This is a genomic window from Citrobacter amalonaticus Y19 (genome assembly GCF_000981805.1).
Lineage (GTDB): Bacteria > Pseudomonadota > Gammaproteobacteria > Enterobacterales > Enterobacteriaceae > Citrobacter_A > Citrobacter_A amalonaticus_C.
Map to the genome: position 1 here is coordinate 1,776,090 of NZ_CP011132.1, position 25,014 is coordinate 1,801,103.

General features: G+C 54.7%; 24 protein-coding genes and 1 other annotated feature. Of the genes, 10 read left to right on the forward strand and 14 right to left on the reverse strand.

Annotated elements, in window-relative coordinates; genetic code table 11:
* Window positions 1-6 precede the first annotated feature (6 nt).
* On the forward strand, window positions 7-225 hold the full coding sequence (gene osmB, locus F384_RS07975; RefSeq protein WP_042318738.1) for an osmotically-inducible lipoprotein OsmB: 219 nt from the start codon (window positions 7-9) through the stop codon (window positions 223-225).
* 123 nt (window positions 226-348) lie between these two features.
* On the opposite strand, the gene yciH is transcribed toward osmB, so the two are convergent.
* The 5 genes from yciH to pgpB form a co-directional block, all read right to left on the reverse strand.
* A complete protein-coding gene (yciH, locus tag F384_RS07980; RefSeq protein WP_046481011.1) occupies window positions 349-675 on the reverse strand; it encodes a stress response translation initiation inhibitor YciH in 327 nt (108 codons plus the stop codon).
* Window positions 675-1,412 carry an orotidine-5'-phosphate decarboxylase gene (pyrF, locus tag F384_RS07985; protein ID WP_046481012.1) on the reverse strand — a complete coding sequence of 246 codons (738 nt, stop codon included), beginning with the start codon at window positions 1,410-1,412 and terminating at the stop codon, window positions 675-677. The genes yciH and pyrF overlap by 1 nt, the downstream gene beginning before the upstream one ends.
* Window positions 1,413-1,587: 175 nt before the next feature.
* Entirely contained in the window at window positions 1,588-2,757 is a 1,170-nt protein-coding gene (gene lapB / locus F384_RS07990) for a lipopolysaccharide assembly protein LapB (RefSeq protein WP_046481013.1), read from the reverse strand.
* Window positions 2,758-2,763: 6 nt separating this feature from the next.
* Window positions 2,764-3,072, reverse strand: a complete 309-nt coding sequence (gene lapA / locus F384_RS07995; RefSeq protein ID WP_046481014.1) for a lipopolysaccharide assembly protein LapA — start codon at window positions 3,070-3,072, stop codon at window positions 2,764-2,766.
* A 150-nt stretch (window positions 3,073-3,222) separates the two neighbouring features.
* Window positions 3,223-3,987, reverse strand: coding sequence for a phosphatidylglycerophosphatase B (gene pgpB, locus F384_RS08000; RefSeq protein WP_046481015.1), 765 nt, complete (start codon window positions 3,985-3,987; stop codon window positions 3,223-3,225).
* A gap of 195 nt (window positions 3,988-4,182) precedes the next feature.
* On the opposite strand from pgpB, the gene ribA reads away from it, so the two are divergent.
* Entirely contained in the window at window positions 4,183-4,773 is a 591-nt protein-coding gene (ribA, locus tag F384_RS08005) for a GTP cyclohydrolase II (protein WP_046481016.1), read from the forward strand.
* A gap of 49 nt (window positions 4,774-4,822) precedes the next feature.
* On the opposite strand, the gene acnA is transcribed toward ribA, so the two are convergent.
* The 5 genes from acnA to topA form a co-directional block, all read right to left on the reverse strand.
* On the reverse strand, window positions 4,823-7,498 hold the full coding sequence (gene acnA / locus F384_RS08010; protein ID WP_046481017.1) for an aconitate hydratase AcnA: 2,676 nt from the start codon (window positions 7,496-7,498) through the stop codon (window positions 4,823-4,825).
* Window positions 7,499-7,697: 199 nt separating this feature from the next.
* Window positions 7,698-7,793, reverse strand: a complete 96-nt coding sequence (ymiC, locus tag F384_RS30315) for a small membrane protein YmiC (protein ID WP_226991632.1) — start codon at window positions 7,791-7,793, stop codon at window positions 7,698-7,700.
* Between the two features lie 312 nt (window positions 7,794-8,105).
* On the reverse strand, window positions 8,106-8,246 hold the full coding sequence (locus tag F384_RS28620; protein WP_226991633.1) for a YmiA family putative membrane protein: 141 nt from the start codon (window positions 8,244-8,246) through the stop codon (window positions 8,106-8,108).
* 322 nt (window positions 8,247-8,568) lie between these two features.
* Window positions 8,569-9,543: an HTH-type transcriptional regulator CysB gene (gene cysB, locus F384_RS08020; protein ID WP_046481019.1), complete on the reverse strand. Its 975-nt coding sequence runs from the start codon at window positions 9,541-9,543 to the stop codon at window positions 8,569-8,571.
* Between the two features lie 216 nt (window positions 9,544-9,759).
* Complete coding sequence (topA, locus tag F384_RS08025) at window positions 9,760-12,357, reverse strand: type I DNA topoisomerase (RefSeq protein WP_046481020.1); 2,598 nt, start codon at window positions 12,355-12,357, stop codon at window positions 9,760-9,762.
* Window positions 12,358-12,752: 395 nt separating this feature from the next.
* On the opposite strand from topA, the gene F384_RS08030 reads away from it, so the two are divergent.
* Window positions 12,753-13,004, forward strand: a complete 252-nt coding sequence (locus tag F384_RS08030; protein WP_046481021.1) for a YciN family protein — start codon at window positions 12,753-12,755, stop codon at window positions 13,002-13,004.
* A gap of 56 nt (window positions 13,005-13,060) precedes the next feature.
* On the opposite strand, the gene sohB is transcribed toward F384_RS08030, so the two are convergent.
* Window positions 13,061-14,107 carry a protease SohB gene (sohB, locus tag F384_RS08035; protein ID WP_046481022.1) on the reverse strand — a complete coding sequence of 349 codons (1,047 nt, stop codon included), beginning with the start codon at window positions 14,105-14,107 and terminating at the stop codon, window positions 13,061-13,063.
* Window positions 14,108-14,321: 214 nt separating this feature from the next.
* Here sohB and F384_RS08040 point away from each other — a divergent pair, with 214 nt between their 5' ends.
* Both F384_RS08040 and cobO read left to right on the forward strand, forming a co-directional pair.
* On the forward strand, window positions 14,322-15,083 hold the full coding sequence (locus F384_RS08040; protein WP_046481023.1) for a YciK family oxidoreductase: 762 nt from the start codon (window positions 14,322-14,324) through the stop codon (window positions 15,081-15,083).
* The gene (gene cobO / locus F384_RS08045) at window positions 15,080-15,670 is read left to right on the forward strand and encodes a cob(I)yrinic acid a,c-diamide adenosyltransferase (RefSeq protein ID WP_046481024.1); all 591 of its coding nucleotides are present in this window, start codon (window positions 15,080-15,082) and stop codon (window positions 15,668-15,670) included. Before F384_RS08040 ends, cobO begins: the two co-directional genes overlap by 4 nt.
* Window positions 15,671-15,712: 42 nt before the next feature.
* Here cobO and rluB read toward each other — a convergent pair whose 3' ends face one another.
* From rluB to rnm, 3 genes are all read right to left on the reverse strand, one after another.
* On the reverse strand, window positions 15,713-16,588 hold the full coding sequence (gene rluB, locus F384_RS08050) for a 23S rRNA pseudouridine(2605) synthase RluB (protein WP_046481025.1): 876 nt from the start codon (window positions 16,586-16,588) through the stop codon (window positions 15,713-15,715).
* Window positions 16,589-16,688: 100 nt separating this feature from the next.
* Window positions 16,689-17,309 carry an L-threonylcarbamoyladenylate synthase gene (locus tag F384_RS08055; protein ID WP_046481026.1) on the reverse strand — a complete coding sequence of 207 codons (621 nt, stop codon included), beginning with the start codon at window positions 17,307-17,309 and terminating at the stop codon, window positions 16,689-16,691.
* Window positions 17,306-18,187, reverse strand: a complete 882-nt coding sequence (rnm, locus tag F384_RS08060) for an RNase RNM (protein ID WP_046481027.1) — start codon at window positions 18,185-18,187, stop codon at window positions 17,306-17,308. Before rnm ends, F384_RS08055 begins: the two co-directional genes overlap by 4 nt.
* Window positions 18,188-18,345: 158 nt before the next feature.
* Window positions 18,346-18,440 (forward strand) — a sequence feature (Trp leader region).
* Window positions 18,441-18,463: 23 nt separating this feature from the next.
* On the opposite strand from rnm, the gene trpE reads away from it, so the two are divergent.
* Genes trpE through trpA form a run of 5 tightly spaced genes read left to right on the forward strand, consistent with a single transcriptional unit; the run spans window position 18,464 to window position 24,993 of the window.
* On the forward strand, window positions 18,464-20,026 hold the full coding sequence (trpE, locus tag F384_RS08065) for an anthranilate synthase component I (protein WP_046481028.1): 1,563 nt from the start codon (window positions 18,464-18,466) through the stop codon (window positions 20,024-20,026).
* Complete coding sequence (gene trpD / locus F384_RS08070) at window positions 20,026-21,621, forward strand: bifunctional anthranilate synthase glutamate amidotransferase component TrpG/anthranilate phosphoribosyltransferase TrpD (protein ID WP_046481029.1); 1,596 nt, start codon at window positions 20,026-20,028, stop codon at window positions 21,619-21,621. The genes trpE and trpD overlap by 1 nt, the downstream gene beginning before the upstream one ends.
* A gap of 3 nt (window positions 21,622-21,624) precedes the next feature.
* The gene (gene trpCF / locus F384_RS08075) at window positions 21,625-22,983 is read left to right on the forward strand and encodes a bifunctional indole-3-glycerol-phosphate synthase TrpC/phosphoribosylanthranilate isomerase TrpF (protein WP_046497916.1); all 1,359 of its coding nucleotides are present in this window, start codon (window positions 21,625-21,627) and stop codon (window positions 22,981-22,983) included.
* A gap of 10 nt (window positions 22,984-22,993) precedes the next feature.
* Window positions 22,994-24,187: a tryptophan synthase subunit beta gene (gene trpB, locus F384_RS08080; RefSeq protein WP_046481030.1), complete on the forward strand. Its 1,194-nt coding sequence runs from the start codon at window positions 22,994-22,996 to the stop codon at window positions 24,185-24,187.
* Window positions 24,187-24,993 (forward strand): tryptophan synthase subunit alpha, encoded by an 807-nt coding sequence (gene trpA, locus F384_RS08085; protein ID WP_046481031.1) that lies wholly within the window; start codon window positions 24,187-24,189, stop codon window positions 24,991-24,993. Before trpB ends, trpA begins: the two co-directional genes overlap by 1 nt.
* Window positions 24,994-25,014: the final 21 nt, after the last annotated feature.

The window sequence follows — 25,014 nt, forward strand, 5'->3', positions numbered from 1 at the left end:
AGTATTATGTTTGTAACGAGCAAAAAAATGACCGCCGCTGTGCTGGCGATTGCCCTGGCAATGTCTCTGAGCGCCTGTTCTAACTGGTCTAAACGTGACCGTAACACCGCCATTGGCGCGGGTGCGGGTGCATTAGGTGGTGCAGTCTTAACAGATGGCAGCACGCTGGGTACACTGGGTGGCGCCGCGGTCGGTGGTATTATCGGCCACCAGGTAGGTAAATAATCGTAAATAATCTACGGTTGTCCGGCTCGATATAATAATACGATTATTTCTTTCTGGTCTGCACTACACAATTTATTTAGCAGTAGAAATTAAAGCCACGATATTTATATCGTGGCTTTTTCATCAACCGCCCGCCAGTTTCACTTTCAGGCCTTTGGCTTCCAGCAACGACTTAATTAAATCGCGCTTATCGCCCTGAATTTCAATTACGCCGTCTTTCACTGCTCCGCCACAGCCGCATTTTTTCTTTAGTTCAGCGGCCAGTTTGCTGAGTTCGTCGTCATCCAGATCAACGCCGGTAATCAGGCAGACGCCCTTCCCTTTACGGCCGCTGGTCTGGCGCTGGATACGGACAATTCCATCGCCTTTCGGACGTTCAGGCGCGGCTTTAGGTTCCTCAATCCGCCCGCTCTCGGTTGAATAGACCAGACGACTGTTCGAATCGCTCATTACGCCTCCCGTTTCAGTGATGCGTTAATTGCCTTCAGCGTCTGCGCCGGGTCGTCTGACTGCGTCACCGGACGTCCGATAACCATATAATCCACTCCCGCCACCAGCGCCTGCTCAGGGGTCATAATCCGCCGCTGATCGCCAGCAGCACTACCCTGCGGACGGATGCCCGGGGTGACAAGTTTGAAATCCCGACCAAACGCTTGTTTAAAGCGTACCGCTTCCTGGGCTGAGCAGACCACGCCATCCAGACCACATTTTTGCGTCAGTGCCGCCAGGCGTTCGGCATGTTCATCAGGTGACAGTGTCACGCCAATGTCCACTAAGTCGCTGGCTTCCATGCTGGTCAACACAGTGACCGCGATTAATAACGGCGCATCCTTGCCAAACGGCAGCAGAGCTTCGCGAGCGGCGGTCATCATTCTCGCCCCGCCCGACGCATGAACATTAACCATCCAGACGCCAAGATCCGCTGCCGCAGCTACCGCATGGGCTGCGGTGTTCGGGATATCATGGAATTTCAGATCCAGAAAGATATCAAAGCCACGTTGCTGGAGATCGCGAACCAGTTGAGGTCCAAACAGCGTGAACATCTCTTTGCCAACTTTCAGACGGCAGTCGCGCGGATCGATTCGGTCGACAAACGCCAGAGCGCTATCGCGATTATTATAATCGAGAGCCACAACAACAGGAGAATCGGTAGTCGCGCGGGGAGAAGATGATGCAGTTAACGTCATAACCAGGCCTTCTTGCTAAGGGGGCAAATGGGTAAACGGCGTGCATTCTACCTGCCAGGCGCAAAAATTAACAGGCGTGATTACACCTCTGCCAGGCGATGTGGCACAGATGCCAATGTGGGGTTGTGAATTAATTCATCAGGATGTTGTAACTAAAATACGATCTTTTTAAAAATTACAGTCCATCCAGTCCGCGAATTGGCTTAATCGTTGACCAGGCGCGGCAGGAAGGACAGTGCCAGTACAGCGTATAGGCAGTGAAACCGCATTTAGAGCAGCGGTAGCGTGGTTTGCTGCGTACCTGCTCGCCTACCATATCACGCAGCACCATCAGGCTCTCTTTCGCACGGCCCTCTTCGGCTTCGTTAAGGTGATAGTCCATCAGCTTATGGAAAACGCGCATCGTCGGATGCCGCTGGAGCTGGCGGGTAATATAGACCTGTGCGGTCTCCGTCCCTTCGCGAGCCTCGAGAATATCGGCCAGCATCAGTTCTGCGGCAGCACCCGTGTTTTCTTCTACCGCACGGCGCAGGAATTCCGCCCATTCATCATTTTTACCTAACTGCTGGTAGCAGGTCTGGAGCATTTCCAGCGTTTCGCTGACCAGTTCTTTATCCTGGGAAATCACCCGCTGGAGACATTCAACGGCCTTCGCATAATCCCCCTTCGCTATCCAGACACGCCCCATCATGATAGAGACCCTGGCGCTATTTTTATCCGCTGCGGCCCCTTTTTTCAGCAGCGCCATGGCGCGATCCATGTCGTCGCTACCCATCTGCTGCAACGCCAGCTCACAGTAAAAATGGGCGATCTCAATACGCTGCTTGTCTTTACCCAGTTTCACCAGACGTTCGGCAACCTCAATGGCCTTCTGCCAGTCGCTGGTTGCCTGATATATCTGCAACAGTTGTTGCAACGCGCCGACGCGAAAATCGGTTTCATCGGTAAGCTGATTAAACATATCTTCCGCCCGGTCATACAAACCGGCGGCCATGTAATCGCGGCCTAGCTGCTGAACCGCCAGCAGTCGTTGTTCATAGGTCAGCGAGGCGCTTTCCATGAGGGTTTGGTGAATACGGATGGCGCGGTCAACTTCGCCGCGAGAACGGAACAGGTTTCCGAGGGTGAGATGAGCCTCAACGGTGCCGGTATCCTCTTTCAACATGTCGAGGAACAGATCCACCGCTTTATCTTGTTGGTTGCTCAGGAGGAAGTTAACGCCCGCGACGTAATCACGGGAAAGGCGGTTAGCTTCATCCTGTTTTGTTTGTTGCACACTTCTGCGACCCATATACCAGCCATAGGCGGCAGCAACAGGTAAAAGCAGAAACAACAACTCCAGCATAAACGATTATTCCTTCGCGACCGACGTACCAGGCGTCACCACAACGTCAGTCGCAGGCGAGAGCTGGTTTTCCAGTCGTTTAATTTTACGTTCAGCCCGCGCCAGAGAAACACGAACCCGCAACCAGAAAAGCCCGCAGATCAACCAACCAATGGCGAAACCCGCGGCGAACAAAACGGCCAACAAGGTTGAGATACGATACTCGCCCTGAGCCAACAGGTAATTAAAGGTCACCTGTTGATCGTTCTGCGCACCCAATGTTACCGAGATAACAAATATCGCCAACACCAGTAAGAAAATGAGTAGATATTTCACATTACTTCCCGTTATGTGGTTTAAGCGAATAAATCGTGTTCAACTTACCGCATTTAGCCTTTTAAATTACCATTTTCACGGCGTGCGCGAAATGGGAAAGCAGTCGGCTATCGGATGATTTAAGGGCAAACCGGGTAAAATCAACCCTGGTCAGCGGTTTTGCTCGCGCTCGACAATCTCCTGTCTTTCTTCCGGCGGCGGCGTGAGCGGCCCGCAGAACCGTTGCGCAAGCCAGGTGGCCAGCGTTACCAGCGCCCAGGAGATCAGCGTCGCGACCACCAGATCGCGCGGCCAGTGCATGCCCAACAGCAAGCGACTCCCCATGACGCCCGTCGCCCACACCAGCAAAATGGCAATCGTCACCGTCCGCCGGCGCGGCCACAATAACCCCACGGCGAGCAGCGCCCAGCTTGCGGCAAACATTGTGTGTCCGGACGGAAACGCAAACCCGGTCTCATTTTGCCAGTGCTGGCGTAAAAACAACGGAATATCCTGCTGGGTTGAGAGTTGCTCCTTCACCAGGTCGCTGCGCTCCTTACGTTTTAAAGTGTAGAACTCATCAACCGGGATATGATGCGTTTTTTCCAGCCATATCACGTAAGGACGAGGTTCCTGTACCTGGTCCTTAACCCACGACTTGACGCCCTGGCCAATCAGGATGGCAGCAGCCAGAACAGTAAAAAGCATCACCGCAGCTTTAAGACGAAAGCGTAAGCACCAGAAGAACCAGCCGCAAAGAATAACATGCGTGATAACGCCCCACGGTTCGGTGACCGTTTCCGTTATCCAGTACATCGCTTTTAACCACCCGGAATCCGGACCTGGTTGCCAGTGCCAGCCGGACACCCACACGGCGACGGGCATAATCAGCAATAATCCCGCACCGGCCGCAGTACGCTTTGCAATCGACAGCATGAAAACCTCTTTGACGGATAAGTGCCACAATCATAACCGAAAAATCCCCTGTCCGGGAAATTGACAGATTTGTGCCATTCGCATGACGATTGCACGGCAGCGATTAGGTGAAGTCCGTTGCCTTATGGCAAAATAAGAAGATAAGCCAACAGGCAACGGCACTACATCGCGTGCCGGCATTATCTGGAGAAACACATGCAGCTTAAACGAGTGGCAGAAGCCAAACTGCCAACCCCATGGGGCGATTTCCTGATGGTGGGATTTGAAGAACTGGCAACCGGACACGATCACGTCGCGTTAGTCTACGGTGATATTTCAGGTCAGACGCCGGTTCTGGCCCGTGTCCATTCAGAATGTCTGACGGGCGATGCCCTGTTCAGTCTGCGCTGTGACTGTGGTTTTCAACTGGAAGCTGCCCTGACGCATATCGCGGAAGAAGGACGCGGTATTCTGCTTTATCATCGTCAGGAAGGACGTAACATCGGCCTGCTCAATAAGATTCGCGCCTACGCGTTGCAGGACCAGGGCTATGACACCGTCGAGGCCAATCATCAGTTAGGGTTTGCCGCAGATGAGCGTGATTTCACCCTCTGTGCAGATATGTTCAAGCTGCTCGGTGTTGATGAAGTGCGTCTGCTTACCAATAATCCGATGAAAGTCGAAATTCTCACTGAAGCGGGAATCAATATTGTGGAGCGGGTTCCGCTGATTGTTGGTCGTAATCCTAAAAATGCACATTATCTGGATACCAAAGCGGCCAAGATGGGACACCTGTTGAGTAAATAAGCCATGCGTTAAAAAGCCTGCATCGTGTCATGCAGGCTTTTTTTTCCGCTTATTTCAGCATGTTACGAATTACGTAATGCAAAATACCGTCGTTCTGGTAGTAGGTTAACTCGGTCGCCGTATCGATACGACAGCGACACGGCACCACCTCTTTGTTCCCGTCAGCTCGCGTCAACGTCACCGGCACCGTCGCGCCCGGTTTCAGTTTTTGCAGATCGGCAATGTCGATCGCCTCTTCCCCGGTCAGCCCCAGCGTTTTACGCGTTACACCCTGCGGGAATTCCAGAGGCAGAATACCCATCCCAATCAGGTTAGAGCGGTGGATTCGTTCGAACGACTCCGCAATGACCACGCGAATCCCCAGCAGTCGCGGCCCTTTGGCAGCCCAGTCACGACTGGAACCCGAGCCGTACTCTTTGCCGGCGATGACCGCCAGCGGGATGTTCTCCTGCTGATACTGCATGGCCGCATCATAGATAGACGACACCTCTGTGCCGGGAAGATGTCGCGTCATTCCCCCTTCCACACCCGGCACCATTTCGTTACGGATACGGATGTTGGCGAAGGTTCCGCGCATCATCACCTCATGGTTCCCACGTCGTGAGCCATAAGAGTTAAAGTCCTTGCGCTCCACGCCGCGGCTTTGCAGATAGCGCCCGGCGGGACTGTCGGCCTTAATACTCCCGGCTGGGGAAATGTGGTCGGTGGTCACCGAATCCCCCAGCATCGCCAGGATGCGTGCACCGTGAATATCCGTCACCGGTGCAGGCTGCGCCTGCATCTCGTCAAAGAACGGCGACAGGCGAATGTAAGTCGAGTCGTTTTGCCATCCATAGGTGTCTGAGCGGTCAACGTTGATCGCTTTCCATTCAGGTGTTCCTTCGAACACTTCCGCATACTCTTTGTGAAACATCTCTGAGGAGACCAACGCCACTGCACAGGCAATTTCCTGCGCCGACGGCCAGATATCTTTCAGGTAGACCGGATCGCCTTTGCGATCGTGACCGAGCGGATCTTTCGCCAGGTTGATATTCATGTTGCCTGCGAGGGCGTAGGCGACCACCAGCGGCGGAGACGCCAGCCAGTTGGTTTTCACCAGCGGATGGATACGACCTTCAAAGTTACGGTTGCCCGACAGCACCGCGCCGACGGTGAGATCACCTTTCTTGATTGCGGTTTCGATGGGCTCCGGCAGCGGCCCTGAGTTACCAATACAGGTCGTGCAGCCATATCCCACCAGGTTAAAACCCAGCTCATCGAGATACGGTGTCAGTTTCGCCTTGGCCAGATAATCCGACACCACTTTCGACCCCGGTGCCAGCGAGGCTTTCACCCACGGCTGACGTTTCAGTCCCAGCGTCACCGCGTTTTTCGCCAACAGACCTGCCGCCATCAGCACGCTCGGGTTAGAGGTGTTGGTGCAGGAGGTGATTGCCGAAATCACCACCGCCCCGTCAGGGAGCTGGTATGACTGGCCGTTCAGCACATACTCCACGGGCTGACGATCTTTTTGCGCGGTGTTCAGCTCCAGCTCGCTGCTGGCGGCAAAGGCTTTCGGCACATCGCCCAGCGCGACGCGATCCTGCGGACGTTTCGGTCCGGCAAGGCTCGCCTCGACATCATTCATATCCAGTGCCAGAGTGCTGGTGAAGACCGGTTCATCGCCAGTGTTGCGCCACATGCCCTGCGCCTTCGCGTATTTTTCGACCAGTTCGATTTGATCTTCACTGCGCCCGCTCAACCGCATGTAGTCCAGCGTCACGCCGTCGATTGGGAAGAAGCCGCAGGTCGCGCCATATTCCGGCGACATATTAGCGATGGTGGCGCGGTCAGCCAGCGGTAAGGAGTCCAGACCGTCGCCATAAAATTCGACAAATTTCCCGACCACGCCGTGTTTACGCAACATCTGGGTGACGGTTAACACGAGATCCGTTGCGGTGATCCCCTCGCGGAGTTTTCCGGTTAGTTTGAAGCCCACGACATCCGGGATCAGCATCGAGACAGGTTGTCCCAGCATCGCCGCTTCAGCCTCGATACCGCCCACGCCCCAGCCCAGAACGCCCAGACCGTTAATCATCGTGGTGTGTGAGTCAGTGCCGACCAGCGTATCCGGATAAGCCAGCCATTCACCGTCCTGTAGCTCGCTCCAGACCGCTTTGCCGAGATATTCAAGGTTAACCTGGTGACAAATACCGGTTCCCGGCGGCACCACGCTAAAGCGACTGAAGGCCTGCTGACCCCATTTCAGAAACACATAGCGCTCGTGGTTACGCTCCATTTCGAGACGCACGTTCTCTTCGAACGCATCATCATCACCAAAATGGTCAACGGTGACGGAGTGGTCAATAACCAGATCTACCGGCGACAGAGGGTTCACTTTCGCGGTATCGCCGCCCAGGCGTTTCACCGCCTCGCGCATCGCAGCAAGATCCACCACCGCCGGGACGCCGGTAAAGTCCTGCATCAACACGCGCGCAGGACGGTAGGCAATTTCGCGATCGGCATGGGCGCTTTTTAACCACCCAGCCAGTGCCTGGATATCCTCTTGTGTGACGGAATCGCCGTCCTGCCAGCGCAACAGGTTTTCCAGTAAGACTTTCAGTGATTTGGGCAGACGGGTGATATCGCCCAGAGATTTCGCAGCCAGCGGCAGACTGTAGTAGTGGTAGGTTTTGTCTTTGGCCTGCAATGTGTCCTTACTGGCTTCTCGTAGGGTTGACGACATAGCTCCTCCTTAATGACAGGGTTGCGATGCCCTGATTCTCCTCAGGGTGAATATTAAAGATAACACAAACACACTGTAACGTTTTGATAACAACCCGAATTGATAAAAGAGGAGAAACCGAACAATGTGTACAGAAGAGAGGACGAACGCGTGTATGAAGAGGGAGAAAACGAAAACCTCGCCGTAGCGAGGTTTGAGATTAATTCATGACGATCCAGAACAGTTCAGCCCAAAAAAGCAGCGAGACCGAAAAAGCGCCCATCCAGGACCAGTATTTCATATTTGCAGTAAGCATCGGCTACACCCGTTTTGTTTAATACATTGTGTTGAGACTTTCTCAACGTTTTATTGCTGTGGTGTATATGTAAAAGCGAACTGCCAATAATTTGTCGGTACAAAAGAAACGGTAATAAGAATAGTGACGATTATTGTTTCTGTTGATCGTCTTCGTCTTCGTCGAATAACGCAATAAATGCTTGCTGTTGCTGAGTCAGTTTCCAGGATTCGGGAACAGTTTTCACGCACGCGCCTTTTTTCGTTTCTCGCACAGTGTCACCAGAGTGACATGTGGGTAACGAGGTCTGTTGTGAGTCGTGAACCACCATTTTTACCCCCAGGCATGCCAGATCAACAGTGCAATCACGACCCAAAACAGCGCTGAGCCCAGGAAAACCGCAAGCCATGCTTTGCGTTTCATCTCAGGGTCCCGACGTGGTTCCTGGTTTTCAGACGGCATTGCTAACCTCATACAATCGGCATCACTTATCATTTAAGCACCAACAATCGGTACAATTAATCATCAGATGAGACAAATCCTAATGAAACTTTAGTCAAAAATCCAGTGAATTTACGAATCGTTTCCAGTGAATAAATCAATCTTTTGATCGAAAATAAATATTTGGAAAGGGAAATTTGCGAGGCGGGGAATAAGACACTACTTTACAGCTGATTATCCATAGCACCCGTATGGCTATTATTATTGCGCCAGTCTTAATAAACAAAATTGTGATTTAATTAAAACTTTCGGTATCCCCTGCGAACAGAAGATACCGCGCATTTTTCTGTGACGATTACTTTTCAGGTAATTTAATATCTTTAAACATCGCTTCAATTTCTTCATTCGAGCGCAACGCTACGGCGGTATCCACCACGTCGCGCGTCAAATGCGGTGCGAAACGTTGAATGAAATCATACATGTAACTGCGCAGGAACGTGCTGCGACGAAAACCGATTTTGGTTGTGCTGTGACTGAAGACATCATGCGCATCCACGCGAACCAGATCCGGGTCGGACAGCGGATCAACGGCCATGCTGGCAATCACCCCTACCCCTAAGCCTAAACGCACGTAGGTTTTGATCACATCCGCGTCAGTCGCCGTGAAAACGATTCGTGGCGTCAGCCCCGCGCGGTTAAAGGCGGTATCCAGTTCAGAACGACCGGTAAAGCCAAAGGTGTACGTCACCAACGGATACTGCGCCAGTTCTTCAATAGACACCGAAGCTTTATTGGCCAGCGGATGTTCTGGCGTCACCACAATCGAGCGATTCCAGTGGTAGCATGGCAGCATCACCAGATCGTCATACAGATGCAGCGCTTCAGTGGCGATGGCAAAATCCGCATTACCTTTCGAGACCGCCTCAGCAATCTGCGTCGGCGACCCCTGGTGCATATGCAGTGACACGCGCGGATAGCGCTCGATAAAACCTTTAATCACGTTCGGTAGCGCATAACGTGCCTGGGTATGCGTCGTCGCGATATAGAGTGAGCCCTTATCCGGCCAGGTATGCTCGCCGGCAACCGACTTTATTGCATCCACTTTGGAGAGCACTTCACGCGCAATGCGGATAATCTCCTGGCCTGCTGGCGTCACCTGAGTCAGATGCTTACCGCTGCGGGCAAAAATCTGGATGCCAAGTTCATCTTCCAGCATGCGGACCTGCTTACTGATACCCGGTTGTGAGGTATAAAGTCCTTCCGCAGTGGAGGAGACGTTAAGGTTGTGATTCACCACCTCAACAATGTAGCGAAGCTGCTGTAATTTCATGTTAAACCATCCAGATTAGCGCTATCAGGCCATCGTTTCAGAGCAGACAGGGATGCGCTGCTAATACGATTTAATAATAAAAAAGTCATTAACTATAACCACTATATCATTAATAGCCGGGCTGTATAGCGGTGAATAAAAAATAATAAGCCCGCTATAAAAACAAAAAAAGGGCCGCTTACGCGACCCTCTTCACAACGACTGAACCGTGGGCAGTTACTTCTTGCCTTCGACCCATTTACCATCAACAAAGAAGGCAGACCAGCCGGTCGCTTTCCCGTCTTTTTCAGCGGCAACATACTGCTGTTTGGTTTTACGGCTAAAACGCACCAGCGTTTTATTACCCTCTGGATCCTGCTGCGGCGCATCGGCCAGATAACGCAGTTTCTCCGGCAGGCGGTCACGGAAGCGGAACAACTCTTCCACCAGCGGCGCGCGCGTTTCACGGGATTTCGGGAAGGTATTAGCGGCCAGGAAGACCCCGGCAGCGCCATCACGCAGCACGAAATACGCATCCGATTTTTCACACGGCAACTCTGGTAGCGGAACCGGGTCTTCTTTCGGCGGCGCAACGTCACCGTTACGCAGGATCTTACGGGTGTTTTTACACTCGTCGTTGGTACAGGCCATGTACTTACCGAAACGCCCCATCTTCAGGTGCATCTCAGAACCACATTTTTCGCACTCGACGATCGGACCGTCATACCCTTTGATACGGAATTCGCCCTCTTCGATCTCGTAGCCGTCGCAGGTCGGGTTATTACCACAGACGTGTAGCTTACGTTTCGGATCGATCAAGTAGCTGTCCATCGCCGTGCCGCACTTCTGACAACGACGTTTGGCGCGCAGGGCGTTAGTTTCCGCGTCATCACCTTCCAGCACGTTCAGGACTTCGTTTTCCGGTACCAGGTTAATGGTGGTCTTGCAGCGCTCTTTCGGCGACAGCGCATAACCGGAGCAGCCGAGGAACACGCCAGTACTGGCGGTACGAATCCCCATTTTGCGTCCGCAGGTTGGGCAGTCGATGCTGGTCAGCACCATCTGGTTCGGACGCATTCCCCCCTCTTCCGGATCCTTCTCAGCTTTGTCCAGTTGCTGAGTAAAATCACTGAAGAAGTTGTCGAGCACACCTTTCCATTCGGTTTCGTGATTCGCGACCTGGTCGAGGCTGTTTTCCATCTGCGCGGTGAAATCGTAGTTCATCAGTTCGCGGAAATTCTCTTCCAGGCGGTCGGTGACAATCTCACCCATTTTTTCCGCATAGAAGCGACGGTTTTCCACGCGCACATAGCCCCTGTCCTGAATGGTCGAAATGATCGACGCATAGGTCGACGGACGGCCAATTCCGCGTTTTTCCAGCTCTTTCACCAGCGAGGCTTCGCTGAAGCGCGCCGGTGGTTTGGTGAAGTGCTGAGCCGGGGTCAGTTCAACCAGAGACAAGGCATCGCCTTTATTGACTGCCGGCAGCGTCCGGTCTTCGTCACCTTTACGCAGCGCTGGCATCACTTTTGTCCAGCCGTCGAAGCGCAGAATACGACCACGCGCCTTCAGACGGAAATCACCCGCGCCAACGGTCAGCGTGGTGGAGTCGTACTGCGCAGGTGTCATCTGACAGGCAACAAACTGACGCCAGATCAGCTGATACAGTTTCTGCGCATCGGCTTCCATATCCTTCAGCGTTTCCGCCAGCACGGAGACATCAGAAGGACGAATCGCTTCGTGCGCTTCCTGTGAGTTTTCTTTGCTGGCGTACTGATTCGGACTTTCCGGCAGATATTTTTTGCCAAAATTATCGCCAATATAGTCACGCACCATGTTGACGGCATCCTGACTCAGGTTGGTTGAGTCAGTACGCATATAGGTGATGTAGCCCGCTTCGTACAGACGCTGCGCCATCATCATGGTTTTTTTCACACCAAAACCGAGACGTGTACTGGCCGCCTGTTGCAGCGTGGAGGTGATAAACGGCGCGCCCGGCTTGCTGCTGGTCGGTTTGTCTTCACGTTCCAGAACGCTGTAGCGCGCTTTCTCCAGCAGACTCACCGCCGCAAGCGTCTGCTCGCGATTCACCGGACGGAACGGCTTATCGTTCTGGTGGGTTACCTGCAAGGGCAGCGCATCGCCGGAAGGCGTGGTGGTATTAGCGTCAATTTCCCAGAACTCTTCCGGAACAAACGCTTTAATTTCACGTTCACGCTCAACGACCAGACGTACCGCCACGGACTGTACGCGACCGGCTGACAGGCCGCGGGCAATCTTCTTCCACAACAGCGGCGAGACCATATAGCCCACCACGCGGTCCATAAAGCGACGCGCCTGTTGAGCGTTTACTCGATCAATGTTCAGTTCGCCCGGCTTTTCAAACGCCTGACGAATCGCATTCTTCGTAATTTCGTTAAACACCACGCGACTGTAACGCGAGTCATCACCGCCGATCACTTCCCGCAGGTGCCATGCAATGGCTTCCCCTTCGCGGTCAAGGTCGGTTGCGAGATAGATGTGGTCGGCTTTTTCAGCCAGTTGTTTCAGTTCAGAGACGACCTTCTCTTTACCGGGCAGCACCTCATAGTGCGCGTCCCAGTTGTGCCACGGGTCAACACCCATACGGTTGACGAGCGCGCCACGTTCATCCTTTTTGGGCTTTTTAGCCGTTTTGGTGGAGGTAGAGTCGGCGCTCTTTTTTGCTGCTGAGCCACTGGTCGGCAAATCACGGATATGACCGACGCTGGACTTAACCACGTAGTCATTACCCAGATACTTGTTGATCGTTTTGGCTTTTGCCGGGGACTCAACGATGACAAGAGCTTTACCCATATTCACCTTTACCTAATTTGATTCTTCCAGGAATGCGTCGCACATTGATACACCATCCACTGGCGACGAGCCACGGATATGGTCCCTGCGTCTGCGGATATCAACCCCTTGTACTGACTCTGTACACTAAATAGCCAGGTGACTGAGTTAACAGGTTTTTTCGCACCGAGGCGCTATAGCACGACGGAATTTCGGTCGAATGTCAAGCAAATCTGTTGCCTGGTTGACGAAAGCGTCACACTGTACCTGATAAAATTCGTTACGCAACTTTATTAGCATGCAAAACCAAATACTGCCAGTCAGCAAAGGTTGACAACCCCCTGATCGCGCTCAGGGAATATTTGCCCAAAAGAGTCGGTCGGCGTAGACTAATGTCCTTGTTTAAGGAGTAAAAAATGCGCAAAGAGACACAACCTATCGATCGCGAAACACTGTTGATTGAAGCCAACAAAATCATTCGTGAGCATGAGGATACGCTGGCCGGTATTGTTGCCACCGGTGTCACCCAGCGAAATGGGGTGTTGATCTTCAGTGGGGATTACTTTTTAGACGAGCAAGGTTTGCCGACGCCAAAGAGCACCGCCGTGTTCAATATGTTTAAACATTTGGCGCATGTACTTTCTGAAAAGTATCACCTGATCGATTAAAGCAAAAACGCGAGGCCTGAGTGCCTCGCGTTTTTCGTTAATACGGCTTTTTACATTTACATCAGCGGTTTTTGTCCGCGCTGCCACCAGCGCAGCAGCAAGCGGTCGGCACTTTCAGCGGCACTGCCCGTCACCCGATCCACCAGTTTCTTACGCTGCAGATAACGAACGTTCAGCACCTCTCGTCCTTCCATCAACCCCAGGATCACTTCGTCGCTGGTATTTATCTCATCAATAAGTCCTTTGTCCAGCGCCTGCTGTCCATACCAGTGTTCGCCGGTGGCGACCTGCTCAATGTCCAGAGTCGGACGCATACGATGGACAAAATCTTTGAACAGCAGATGGGTTTCGTTCAAATCCTCACGAAATTTCTGCCGCCCTTCTTCGGTGTTCTCACCCAACAGCGTCAGCGTCCGCTTGTACTGTCCGGCGGTATGCAACTCGATATCGATATCCTTTCCTTTCAGGAAGCGGTTGAAGTTGGGGATCTGCGCGACCACGCCAATTGAGCCGACAATCGCAAAGGGGGCGGAGACAATTTTGTCCGCCACGCAGGCCATCATGTAACCGCCGCTTGCCGCGACCTTATCCACCGTCACGGTCAGCGGGATTTTCTTGTCACGTAAGCGTTGCAGTTGTGATGCGGCGAGACCATAGCCGTGGACAACGCCGCCAGGGCTTTCCAGTCGCACCACCACCTGGTCCTGCGGTTTCACCACCGCCAGAACAGCCGTCACCTCTTCACGCAGCGAACTGACTTCGTGGGCATCCATGCTGCCTTTAAAATCCAGCACCCAGACGCGCGGCTTATCCGACGTGCCGCTGTCGCCCTGTTTGGCTTTGACTTTGGCGGCTTTCGCTTCCAGCTTGTGCTTTTTCTTTTGCGCTTTATGCCAGAGTTTCTGTTGATGGCTGTCCAGCAGCGCCATCGCCAGTTCATCCTTCATCTCTTTATATTGTTCGCTGAGGTTGGTAACCCGCAGTTCGCCGCGCTGGCGCTTACGTTGGGCAACATTCACGATAATGATGGCAATCGCCGCAATAGCCAGCACAATGGTCACAATTTTTGCTAAAAATAGCCCATATTCAGACAACAATTCCACACGTCCCACCTTGGTTAAACAACTTAGCGTCGGCTCAGTGTACATCAGGCATCATGCGTCGTCTTGCAGGATATGCGGATGGACAAAAGTATGACAAAGTGTTCATTTTAGGGCGTTATCGCCGTTGGCTGATTGAAATTGGGTCCAGTTTCAGGCATAAACCCGACACACCAACGAGAAGCAGAGCGACCAGGCATGTCGCCGAGGAGTCCCCGTGCATTATCAACCGAAACAAGACCTTCTGCACAATCGCATTATTCTGGTGACTGGTGCCAGCGATGGCATTGGCCGCGAAGCAGCCCTGACCTACGCCCGCTACGGCGCCAGCGTGATTTTGCTTGGCCGTAATGATGAGAAATTGCGCCACGTCGCCGACATGATTGCCCAGCAAACGGGGCACCAGCCACCGTGGTTTACGCTCGATCTGTTAACCTGCACCGCTGATGATTGCCATCACCTGGCGCAGCGCATCGCCGCACAGTTTCCGCGTCTGGACGGCGTCTTACACAATGCCGGATTACTGGGCGACGTCTGCCCGATGATCGAACAAAACCCGCAGGTCTGGCAGCAGGTGATGCAGGTTAACGTCAATGCGACGTTTATGCTGACCCAGGCACTGCTTCCTTTATTGCTTAAGTCAGATTCCGGATCGTTAGTCTTCACCTCCTCAAGCGTAGGCCAACAGGGCCGCGCCAACTGGGGAGCCTACGCAGCCTCTAAATTTGCCACCGAAGGGATGATGCAGGTGCTGGCGGACGAGTATCAAAATCGCCCGCTGCGCGTGAATTGCATCAACCCGGGCGGCACGCGTACCGGAATGCGCGCCAACGCCTTTCCGACGGAAGATCCGCAAAAGCTCAAAACACCCGCCGATATTATGCCGCTGTATCTGTGGCTAATGGGCGATGACAGCCGTCGCAAAACCGGCATGACCTTCGACGCCCAACCGGGCCGCAAACCAGGAATCGCCCAATGAGTGAAGAACGCTATCAACAACGCCAGCAGCGCGTGAAGGACCGGGTTGATGCCCGGGTTGCCCAGGCGCAGGACGAGCGCGGTATCGTGATTGTTTTCACCGGCAACGGGAAAGGAAAAACCACCGCCGCTTTCGGCACGGCCACCCGCGCGGTGGGACACGGTAAAAAAGTCGGCGTTGTGCAGTTTATTAAGGGAACCTGGCCTAACGGCGAGCGTAACCTGTTGGAACCGCACGGCGTCGAATTTCAGGTGATGGCGACCGGGTTTACCTGGGAGACACAGAATCGCGAAGCCGATACAGCGGCCTGTCTGGCGGTGTGGGAGCACGGAAAACGGATGCTTGCCGATCCGCAACTGGACATGGTGGTGCTGGACGAGTTGACGTATATGGTGGCATACGACTATCTGCCACTTGAAGAGGTGATTAGCGCCCTGAATGCGCGCCCGCATCATCAGACGGTGATCATCACCGGTCGTGGCTGCCATCGGGATATTCTTGAGCTGGCCGATACCGTCAGTGAACTGCGTCCGGTCAAACATGCCTTTGAAGCAGGGGTCAAAGCCCAGATGGGTATTGATTATTAAAAAAGGCCCCTCGGGGCCTTTTTTGCATTGCGGGTCTGCGGATTAACCGTTGTTATTACGACCGCCAGCACGACGGCCACCGCTCACCTGGCTGTGGCGTTTCACCGCACGACGAATCTGATTCGCCTTCATGCGACGACGATCTTTCTCCACCGCCACTTTCGAGGTGGTTTCCGGCTCCAGTTCCACCAGTTCTCGCAGATAGTTGGTCTGGGCGAGATCCAGTTCCGTCCAGCCGCCGCGCGGCAGGCCTTTCGGCAGTGGAATATCACCATAGCGCACGCGGATCAGACGGCTTACCTGCACGCCAACGGCTTCCCAAAGGCGACGCACTTCACGGTTGCGCCCTTCTGTCAGGGTGACGTTGTACCACTGGTTGATCCCTTCGCCACCGCTGAACTTGATGGTTTTGAACGCCGCCGGGCCGTCTTCCAGTTGCACGCCACGGCTCAGATCGCGCAGTTTAGCGTCGTCAACCTCGCCAAAAACGCGCACCGCGTATTCGCGCTCAACTTCACGGCTCGGGTGCATCAAACGGTTCGCCAGTTCACCATCGGTGGTGAACAACAGCAGACCGCAGGTATTGACGTCCAGACGCCCTACCGCAATCCAGCGCGCGCCGCGTAGTTTCGGTAAGCGATCGAAGACCGTTGGACGACCTTCCGGATCGTTACGCGTACACAGTTCGCCTTCCGGCTTGTAATAGGCCAGAACGCGACAAATTTGTTCCGCCGACTCTTTCACCGAAATCAGGTGACCGTCGATACGAATTTTCAGACCAGGCGTCACTTCAACGCGATCGCCAAGCGTGGCGATTTTGCCGTCGACACTGACGCGACCTGCAGCAATGATGGATTCAATTTCACGGCGGGAGCCGTGGCCAGCGCGCGCCAGCACTTTTTGTAACTTTTCGCTCATAGAGCTTCCTTTAGCTGTCGCCTTCACAGGCGTCGAACAGGAGAATCAACGGCGCTTCTCAGCGCCATTTTAAGGCCGCGTAGTATACAGAGTTGCGCCCTTATAAGAAAGGTTTAACGTCTCCGACGCCTTCGCGCAAGACAACCGGGGAATCATCGGTTAAATCAATAACCGTCGTCGGCTGCTGGCCCAGATAACCGCCGTGAATAATCAGGTCCACCTGCTTTTCCAGTCGGTCTTTAATTTCTTCCGGATCGGACTCGGTAAATTCACTACCTGGTAACATCAGCGAGGTGGAGAGCATCGGCTCGCCCAGCGTCTGCAACAGCTCGAGGGCGATCGGGTTCGACGGCACGCGCAGACCGATGGTCTTACGTTTTTCCTGCAACAACCGACGCGGCACCTCTTTTGTTCCTTTCAGAATGAAGGTGTAGTTGCCCGGCGTATTGTTCTTGATCAGGCGAAAAGCCACGTTGTCGACAAACGAATAGGTCGACAGCTCGGACAGGTCGCGACACATCAGAGTGAAGTTGTGCCCATCCGGCAATTGGCGAATGCGGCAAATCCGCTCCATCGCGCCTTTGTCTTCAATTTTACAACCGAGCGCATAACCGGAATCGGTTGGATACACAATCACCCCACCCTTACGCACAATCTCGACCGCCTGGTTGATCAGGCGCTGCTGTGGGTTATCAGGATGAATATAAAAAAACTGGCTCATACTTCCCTCACTGTGGTGTTCTGCGGCTGCTCCCACGTCTGCCAGACGCCTTCAACGCCTGCCGGCAGCCAGAGCTTGCGGCCCAACTCGATCCACGGACAAGGCTGATGAAAATCAGATCCCTGCGATGCCCATAGCTGATGCTGGCGGGCAAGCGTGGCCAGTTGCGTGCGCTCATTGGGAGACTGCTGGCACTGTGCGACTTCCATCGCATCACCGCGATGTTGCGCAAAATACGCCACCAGCCTTTTCAGCCACTTAGCGCTAAGGTCATACCGGCCTGGATGAGCAAGTACCGCCTTACCGCCAGAATGATGAATGACATCAATAGCTTGTTCTATTGTACACCACTGTGGCGGAACGTATCCTGTTTTCCCGCGCGCAAGATACTTTTTAAAGACATCCGCCAGGGTGGTCGCTTTGCCACACTCCACCAGGTAACGGGCAAAATGACCGCGGGTCACCACACCGCCGTCGGCCAGGCGCAATGCGCCTTCCCATGCGCCAGCGATATGCGCTTTTTCCAGTCGGTCGGCGATGAGTCGCGCGCGCTGCTGCCGTCGTTCCGCCTGTTGCGCTAAAAACGTGCGCATCGCCGGATTTTCAATGTCGATGTTCAGACCCACGATATGAATTTCGTGATTCTCCCAGACCGTCGAGATCTCAACGCCTGGGATCAGGTTCAGTGCGAGGCCAGAACGTGAAATTTCTTCGCTTGCCGCGGGAATCGCGGCTGTGGTGTCATGGTCGGTAATCGCCAGCGTGCCTACGCGCATCTCGACGGCCCGGTGAACTAACGCTTCTGGCGTCAGTCGTCCATCAGATGCCGTTGTGTGACTGTGCAGGTCATAAATCACTGCATAATTCGTGTCGCTCAAGGCGAACTCCCGTCTCTCAAAAATAGTCTTTCCTGCGCATCATAACGGTTCCGGCAAATTTACTGAAATCAGGTGTTGACAATAACCCATCGAACTAGTTAACTAGTACGAAAGTTCACAAGCAAAAGGGTATCGACATGAAAGCAACATTTGTTCTGCACGGTGGGTGGCGCACTTCCTGATTTCGGGCAGTGTATTTCGCGTGTAGATCGCCACCAGATACCCGGCCCGCCAACAGAGCGGGCTTTTTTTTGAACAAAATTAATGAGAACAACCATGCAGACATCAAAACCGACACTCGAACTCATTACCTGCGATGCCGCCTATCGTAAGAACCCGACGGAGTTGTTCCATCAGGTTTGCGGTGACCGTCCAGCAACGCTGCTGCTGGAATCGGCGGATATCGACAGTAAAGACGATCTCAAAAGCCTGTTGCTGGTGGATAGCGCGCTGCGCATTACCGCTATCGGTGACACTGTCACCATTCAGGCTTTAACGGATAACGGCACCGCACTGCTGACACTGCTGGATGCGGCGCTGCCTGCAGGCGTTGAGAATGAACATCAGGACGGGGGCCGCGTGCTGCGTTTTCCACCGGTCAGCCCGTTATTAGACGAGGACGCGCGTCTGTGCGCACTCTCTGTATTTGACGCCTTCCGCCTGCTGCAGGAACTGGTCAACGTCCCGGCGCAGGAGCGTGAAGCCATGTTCTTCGGCGGTCTGTTTGCTTACGATCTGGTTGCCGGTTTTGAAGATTTACCGCAGCTTGAGGCAGGCAACCGCTGCCCGGACTACTGTTTCTATCTGGCAGAAACGCTGATGGTTATTGACCATCAGAAACAAAGCACCCGCATTCAGGCCAGTCTGTTCAGCGATAACGACGCTGAAAAACAGCGCCTCACCGCGCGACTGGCCCATCTGAGCCAGCAACTGACGGAACCTGCGCCGCCGCTGCCGGTCATTCCGGTGCCGCAGATGCGCTGCGAGTGCAATCAGAGCGATGAAGAGTTTGGCGCAGTGGTGCGCTCGATGCAAAAAGCGATTCGTGCCGGGGAAATTTTCCAGGTGGTCCCATCGCGTCGTTTCTCTCTGCCCTGCCCGTCGCCGCTGGCGGCCTATTATGTGCTGAAGAAAAGTAATCCCAGCCCGTACATGTTTTTTATGCAGGACAACGATTTCACCTTATTTGGCGCGTCACCGGAAAGCTCGCTGAAATACGATTCCACCAGCCGTCAGATTGAAATCTACCCGATTGCCGGCACGCGCCCTCGTGGTCGTCGCGCCGACGGTTCCCTTGATCGCGACCTCGACAGCCGTATTGAACTGGAGATGCGCACCGATCATAAAGAGCTTTCCGAACACCTGATGCTGGTTGACCTGGCGCGTAACGATCTCGCCCGCATCTGTACGCCGGGCAGTCGCTACGTGGCTGACCTGACCAAGGTTGACCGTTATTCTTACGTCATGCACCTGGTCTCCCGCGTGGTCGGCGAACTGCGCAGCGATCTCGATGTACTGCACGCCTACCGCGCCTGCATGAACATGGGCACGCTCAGCGGTGCGCCGAAAGTGCGGGCAATGCAACTGATTGCCGAAGCCGAAGGCCGCCGACGCGGCAGCTACGGTGGCGCAGTCGGTTACTTCACCGCGCACGGCGATCTGGATACCTGCATTGTTATCCGTTCTGCGCTGGTGGAAGACGGTATCGCCACCGTCCAGGCCGGTGCCGGTATTGTGCTCGATTCTGTTCCCCAGTCAGAAGCCGACGAAACCCGTAATAAAGCGCGCGCGGTCCTGCGTGCCATTGCCACCGCGCACCACGCACAGGAGACTTTCTGATGGCTGATATTCTGCTGCTCGATAACATCGACTCATTTACCTATAACCTGGCAGATCAGCTGCGTACCAATGGTCACAACGTGGTGATTTACCGTAACCATATTCCGGCTCAGACCCTGATTGAGCGTCTGGCAACCATGAAGAACCCGGTTCTGGTACTTTCTCCCGGCCCAGGCGTACCCAGTGAAGCAGGCTGTATGCCGGAACTGCTGACGCGCCTGCGCGGAAAGCTGCCGATTATCGGCATCTGCCTGGGCCATCAGGCGATTGTTGAAGCCTACGGCGGCTACGTCGGCCAGGCCGGCGAGATCCTGCACGGTAAAGCGTCCAGCATTGAACACGACGGACAGGCGATGTTTGCCGGTCTGACGAATCCGCTGCCGGTTGCGCGCTATCATTCACTGATTGGCAGCAACGTTCCCGCAGGACTGACCATTAATGCCCATTTCAACGGCATGGTGATGGCGGTACGCCACGACGCCGATCGCGTTTGCGGCTTACAGTTCCACCCGGAGTCCATTCTGACCACTCAGGGCGCGCGTCTGCTCGAGCAGACGCTGGCCTGGGCGCAGCAGAAGCTGGAACCAGCGAATACACTGCAACCGATCCTCGAAAAACTGTATCAGGCGCAAACCCTGAGTCAGCAGGAAAGCCATCAGCTATTCTCCGCCGTGGTACGCGGTGAACTGAAGCCGGAACAGCTGGCTGCCGCCCTGGTCAGCATGAAGATCCGCGGCGAGCATCCGAATGAGATTGCCGGTGCGGCAACCGCCCTACTGGAAAACGCCGCACCGTTCCCACGCCCTGACTATCTGTTCGCCGATATCGTCGGTACCGGCGGTGACGGCAGCAACAGCATTAATATTTCAACCGCCAGCGCCTTTGTTGCGGCGGCGTGCGGCCTGAAGGTGGCTAAACACGGCAACCGCAGCGTCTCCAGTAAATCCGGTTCGTCGGACCTGCTGGCCGCCTTCGGTATCAATCTCGATATGAATGCCGACAAATCGCGTCAGGCGCTGGACGACCTGGGCGTCTGCTTCCTGTTTGCACCGAAATACCACACCGGTTTCCGCCACGCGATGCCGGTACGCCAGCAGTTGAAAACACGTACGCTGTTCAACGTGCTGGGGCCGTTGATTAACCCGGCGCACCCACCGCTGGCGCTGATTGGCGTCTACAGCCCTGAACTGGTTCTGCCGATTGCCGAAACTCTGCGGGTGCTGGGGTATCAGCGCGCTGCGGTCGTGCACAGCGGCGGAATGGATGAAGTCTCCCTGCATGCGCCAACTATTGTGGCGGAGCTGCATGACGGCGAGATCAAAAGCTATCAACTGACGGCGGACGACTTCGGCCTGACCCCTTACCATCAGGAACAACTGGCAGGCGGCACGCCGGAAGAAAACCGTGACATTCTGACACGCTTACTACAAGGTAAAGGTGACGCCGCCCACGAGGCTGCCGTTGCCGCAAACGTCGCAATGTTGATGCGACTGCATGGTGAAGAAGATCTCAAGGCTAATGCGCAAACCGTTCTCGAGGTATTACGCAGTGGTTCCGCTTATGACCGAGTCACCGCTCTGGCGGCAAGAGGATAAATGATGCAAACCGTTTTAGCGAAAATCGTCGCAGACAAGGCGATTTGGGTGGAAACCCGCAAACAGCAGCAACCGTTGGCCAGTTTTCAGAACGATGTCCAGCCCAGCACGCGTCATTTTTATGATGCCTTACAGGGCGCGCGTACGGCTTTTATTCTGGAGTGTAAGAAAGCCTCTCCGTCCAAAGGCGTTATCCGCGATGATTTCGACCCGGCGCGGATTGCCGGGGTGTACAAACATTACGCCTCCGCCATTTCCGTTCTGACCGACGAGAAGTATTTCCAGGGCAGTTTCGATTTCTTGCCAATCGTGAGCAGCATCGCCCCGCAGCCGATTCTGTGTAAGGACTTTATTATCGACCCTTACCAGATCTATCTGGCGCGCCACTATCAGGCGGACGCCTGCCTGCTGATGCTTTCCGTTCTCGACGACGAGCAGTATCGCCAGCTCTCTACCGTAGCACACAGCCTGAAAATGGGCGTGCTGACGGAAGTCAGTAATGAGGCCGAACTGGAACGCGCCATCGCGCTCGGCGCAAAAGTGGTTGGGATTAACAACCGCGACCTGCGCGACCTGTCGATTGATTTGAATCGTACCCGTCAACTGGCACCGAAACTGGGTCAGGGCGTGACGGTGATCAGCGAGTCGGGGGTCAATACCTACGCTCAGGTTCGTGAGCTGAGCCACTTTGCCAATGGTTTTCTGATTGGTTCTGCGCTCATGGCGCATGATGATCTCAACGCCGCCGTACGTCGCGTTCTGCTTGGCGAAAATAAGGTCTGCGGCCTGACGCGTCCGGAAGATGCCAAAGCCGCCTGCGAATCTGGCGCAATTTATGGTGGACTGATCTTTGTCCCTTCGTCTCCGCGCTTTGTCAGCGATGAGCAGGCCCGCGCGGTGCAGTCCGCCGCCCCGCTGCAATACGTCGGCGTGTTCCGCAATCATGATATCGCCGATGTTTGCGAAAAAGCGGCGCAGCTTTCGCTGAAAGCCGTACAACTGCATGGCCGCGAAGAACAGGCGTACGTCGATGCCCTGCGCGCCGCGCTCCCTGAAGGTGTACAGATCTGGAAAGCGCTGAGCGTCGGTGACACCCTCCCGGTCCGCGATTATCAGCATGTCGACAAATACGTGCTGGATAACGGCCAGGGCGGGAGCGGTCAGCGTTTTGACTGGTCGTTATTGCAGGGACAATCGCTGGATAACGTGTTACTGGCAGGCGGTCTTGGCGCGGATAACTGCGTCGACGCGGCGAAAACCGGCTGTGCCGGTCTCGATTTTAATTCTGGTGTAGAGTCACAGCCGGGCATCAAAGATGCACGCCTTCTGGCCTCGGTATTTCAGACACTGCGCGCATATTAAGGAAATGGACATGACAACTTTACTCAATCCCTATTTTGGTGAATTCGGTGGCATGTATGTGCCGCAAATTCTGATGCCCGCTCTGCGTCAACTGGAAGACGCGTTCGTCAGTGCGCAAAAAGATCCCGAGTTTCAGGCCCAGTTTACCGACCTGCTGAAGAACTACGCGGGCCGTCCCACTGCGCTGACTAAATGTCAGAACATCACCGCCGGCACCCGCACCACGCTGTACCTGAAGCGCGAAGATCTGCTGCACGGCGGCGCCCATAAAACCAACCAGGTGTTGGGTCAGGCGTTACTGGCCAAACGCATGGGTAAAACCGAGATTATTGCCGAAACCGGCGCGGGACAGCACGGCGTGGCCTCAGCCCTCGCCAGCGCCCTGCTCGGCCTGAAATGCCGTATCTACATGGGAGCAAAAGACGTTGAGCGCCAGTCGCCGAACGTCTTCCGCATGCGCCTGATGGGTGCCGAAGTGATTCCGGTACACAGTGGTTCAGCTACGCTGAAAGATGCCTGTAACGAGGCGCTGCGCGACTGGTCCGGCAGTTATGAAACCGCACACTACATGCTCGGCACCGCCGCGGGTCCGCACCCGTTCCCGACCATCGTGCGTGAATTCCAGCGCATGATTGGCGAAGAGACCAAAGCGCAGATCCTCGAAAAAGAGGGGCGTCTGCCGGATGCGGTAATCGCCTGCGTGGGCGGCGGTTCCAACGCCATCGGGATGTTTGCCGATTTCATCAATGAACCTGACGTGGGACTGATTGGCGTGGAGCCGGGCGGTCACGGAATTGAAACCGGTGAACACGGCGCGCCGCTGAAGCACGGTCGCGTCGGGATCTATTTCGGCATGAAAGCGCCGATGATGCAGACCGATGAGGGCCAGATCGAGGAATCCTACTCCATCTCTGCGGGTCTCGACTTCCCGTCCGTTGGACCACAGCATGCGTATCTGAACAGCATCGGCCGCGCCGACTACGTGTCGATCACCGATGACGAAGCGCTGGAAGCGTTTAAAACACTCTGTCTGCACGAAGGCATTATTCCGGCGCTCGAGTCGTCACACGCCCTGGCCCACGCGCTGAAAATGATGCGCGAGAACCCGGAAAAAGAGCAACTGCTGGTGGTTAACCTGTCCGGGCGCGGTGACAAAGACATTTTCACGGTACACGATATTCTGAAAGCGCGAGGGGAAATCTGATGGAACGCTATGAAAGCCTGTTTGCACAACTGAACGATCGCAAGGAAGGTGCCTTTGTTCCCTTCGTCACCCTCGGCGACCCGGGCGTTGAGCAGTCACTGAAAATTATCGATGCCCTGGTTGAGGCGGGTGCGGATGCGCTGGAGTTAGGGATCCCCTTCTCCGATCCGCTCGCCGATGGCCCGACCATTCAGAGTGCCACGCTGCGCGCGTTTGCTGCGGGCGTGACGCCAACCCGCTGTTTTGAGATGCTGGCAGCCATCCGCGAAAAACACCCCACCATTCCAGTTGGTTTGCTGATGTACGCGAACCTGGTGTTCAGCAAGGGCATTGACGCGTTTTATGCGCAGTGCGAAAAAGTCGGCGTCGACTCCGTGCTGGTCGCCGACGTACCGATTGAAGAGTCTGCGCCATTCCGCCAGGCCGCGCTGCGCCACAACGTTGCGCCGATCTTCATCTGTCCGCCGAATGCCGATGATGACCTGCTGCGCCAGATTGCTTCCCATGGCCGGGGTTATACCTATCTGCTGTCACGGGCAGGCGTGACAGGCGCAGAAAACCGCGCCGCGCTGCCGCTGCATCATCTGGTAGAGAAGCTGAAAGAGTACAATGCGGCGCCGTCTTTACAGGGTTTTGGCATTTCGGCGCCGGACCAGGTTTCCGCTGCCATTGATGCCGGTGCCGCTGGCGCGATCTCTGGTTCGGCGATCGTCAAAATCATTGAAAAGAACGCCGACCAGCCTGAGCAGATGCTCACCGAGCTGAAGGCATTCGTCAGCGCGTTAAAAGCCGCCACTCGCCGGTAATTCACCTGGACCGCCAGACTC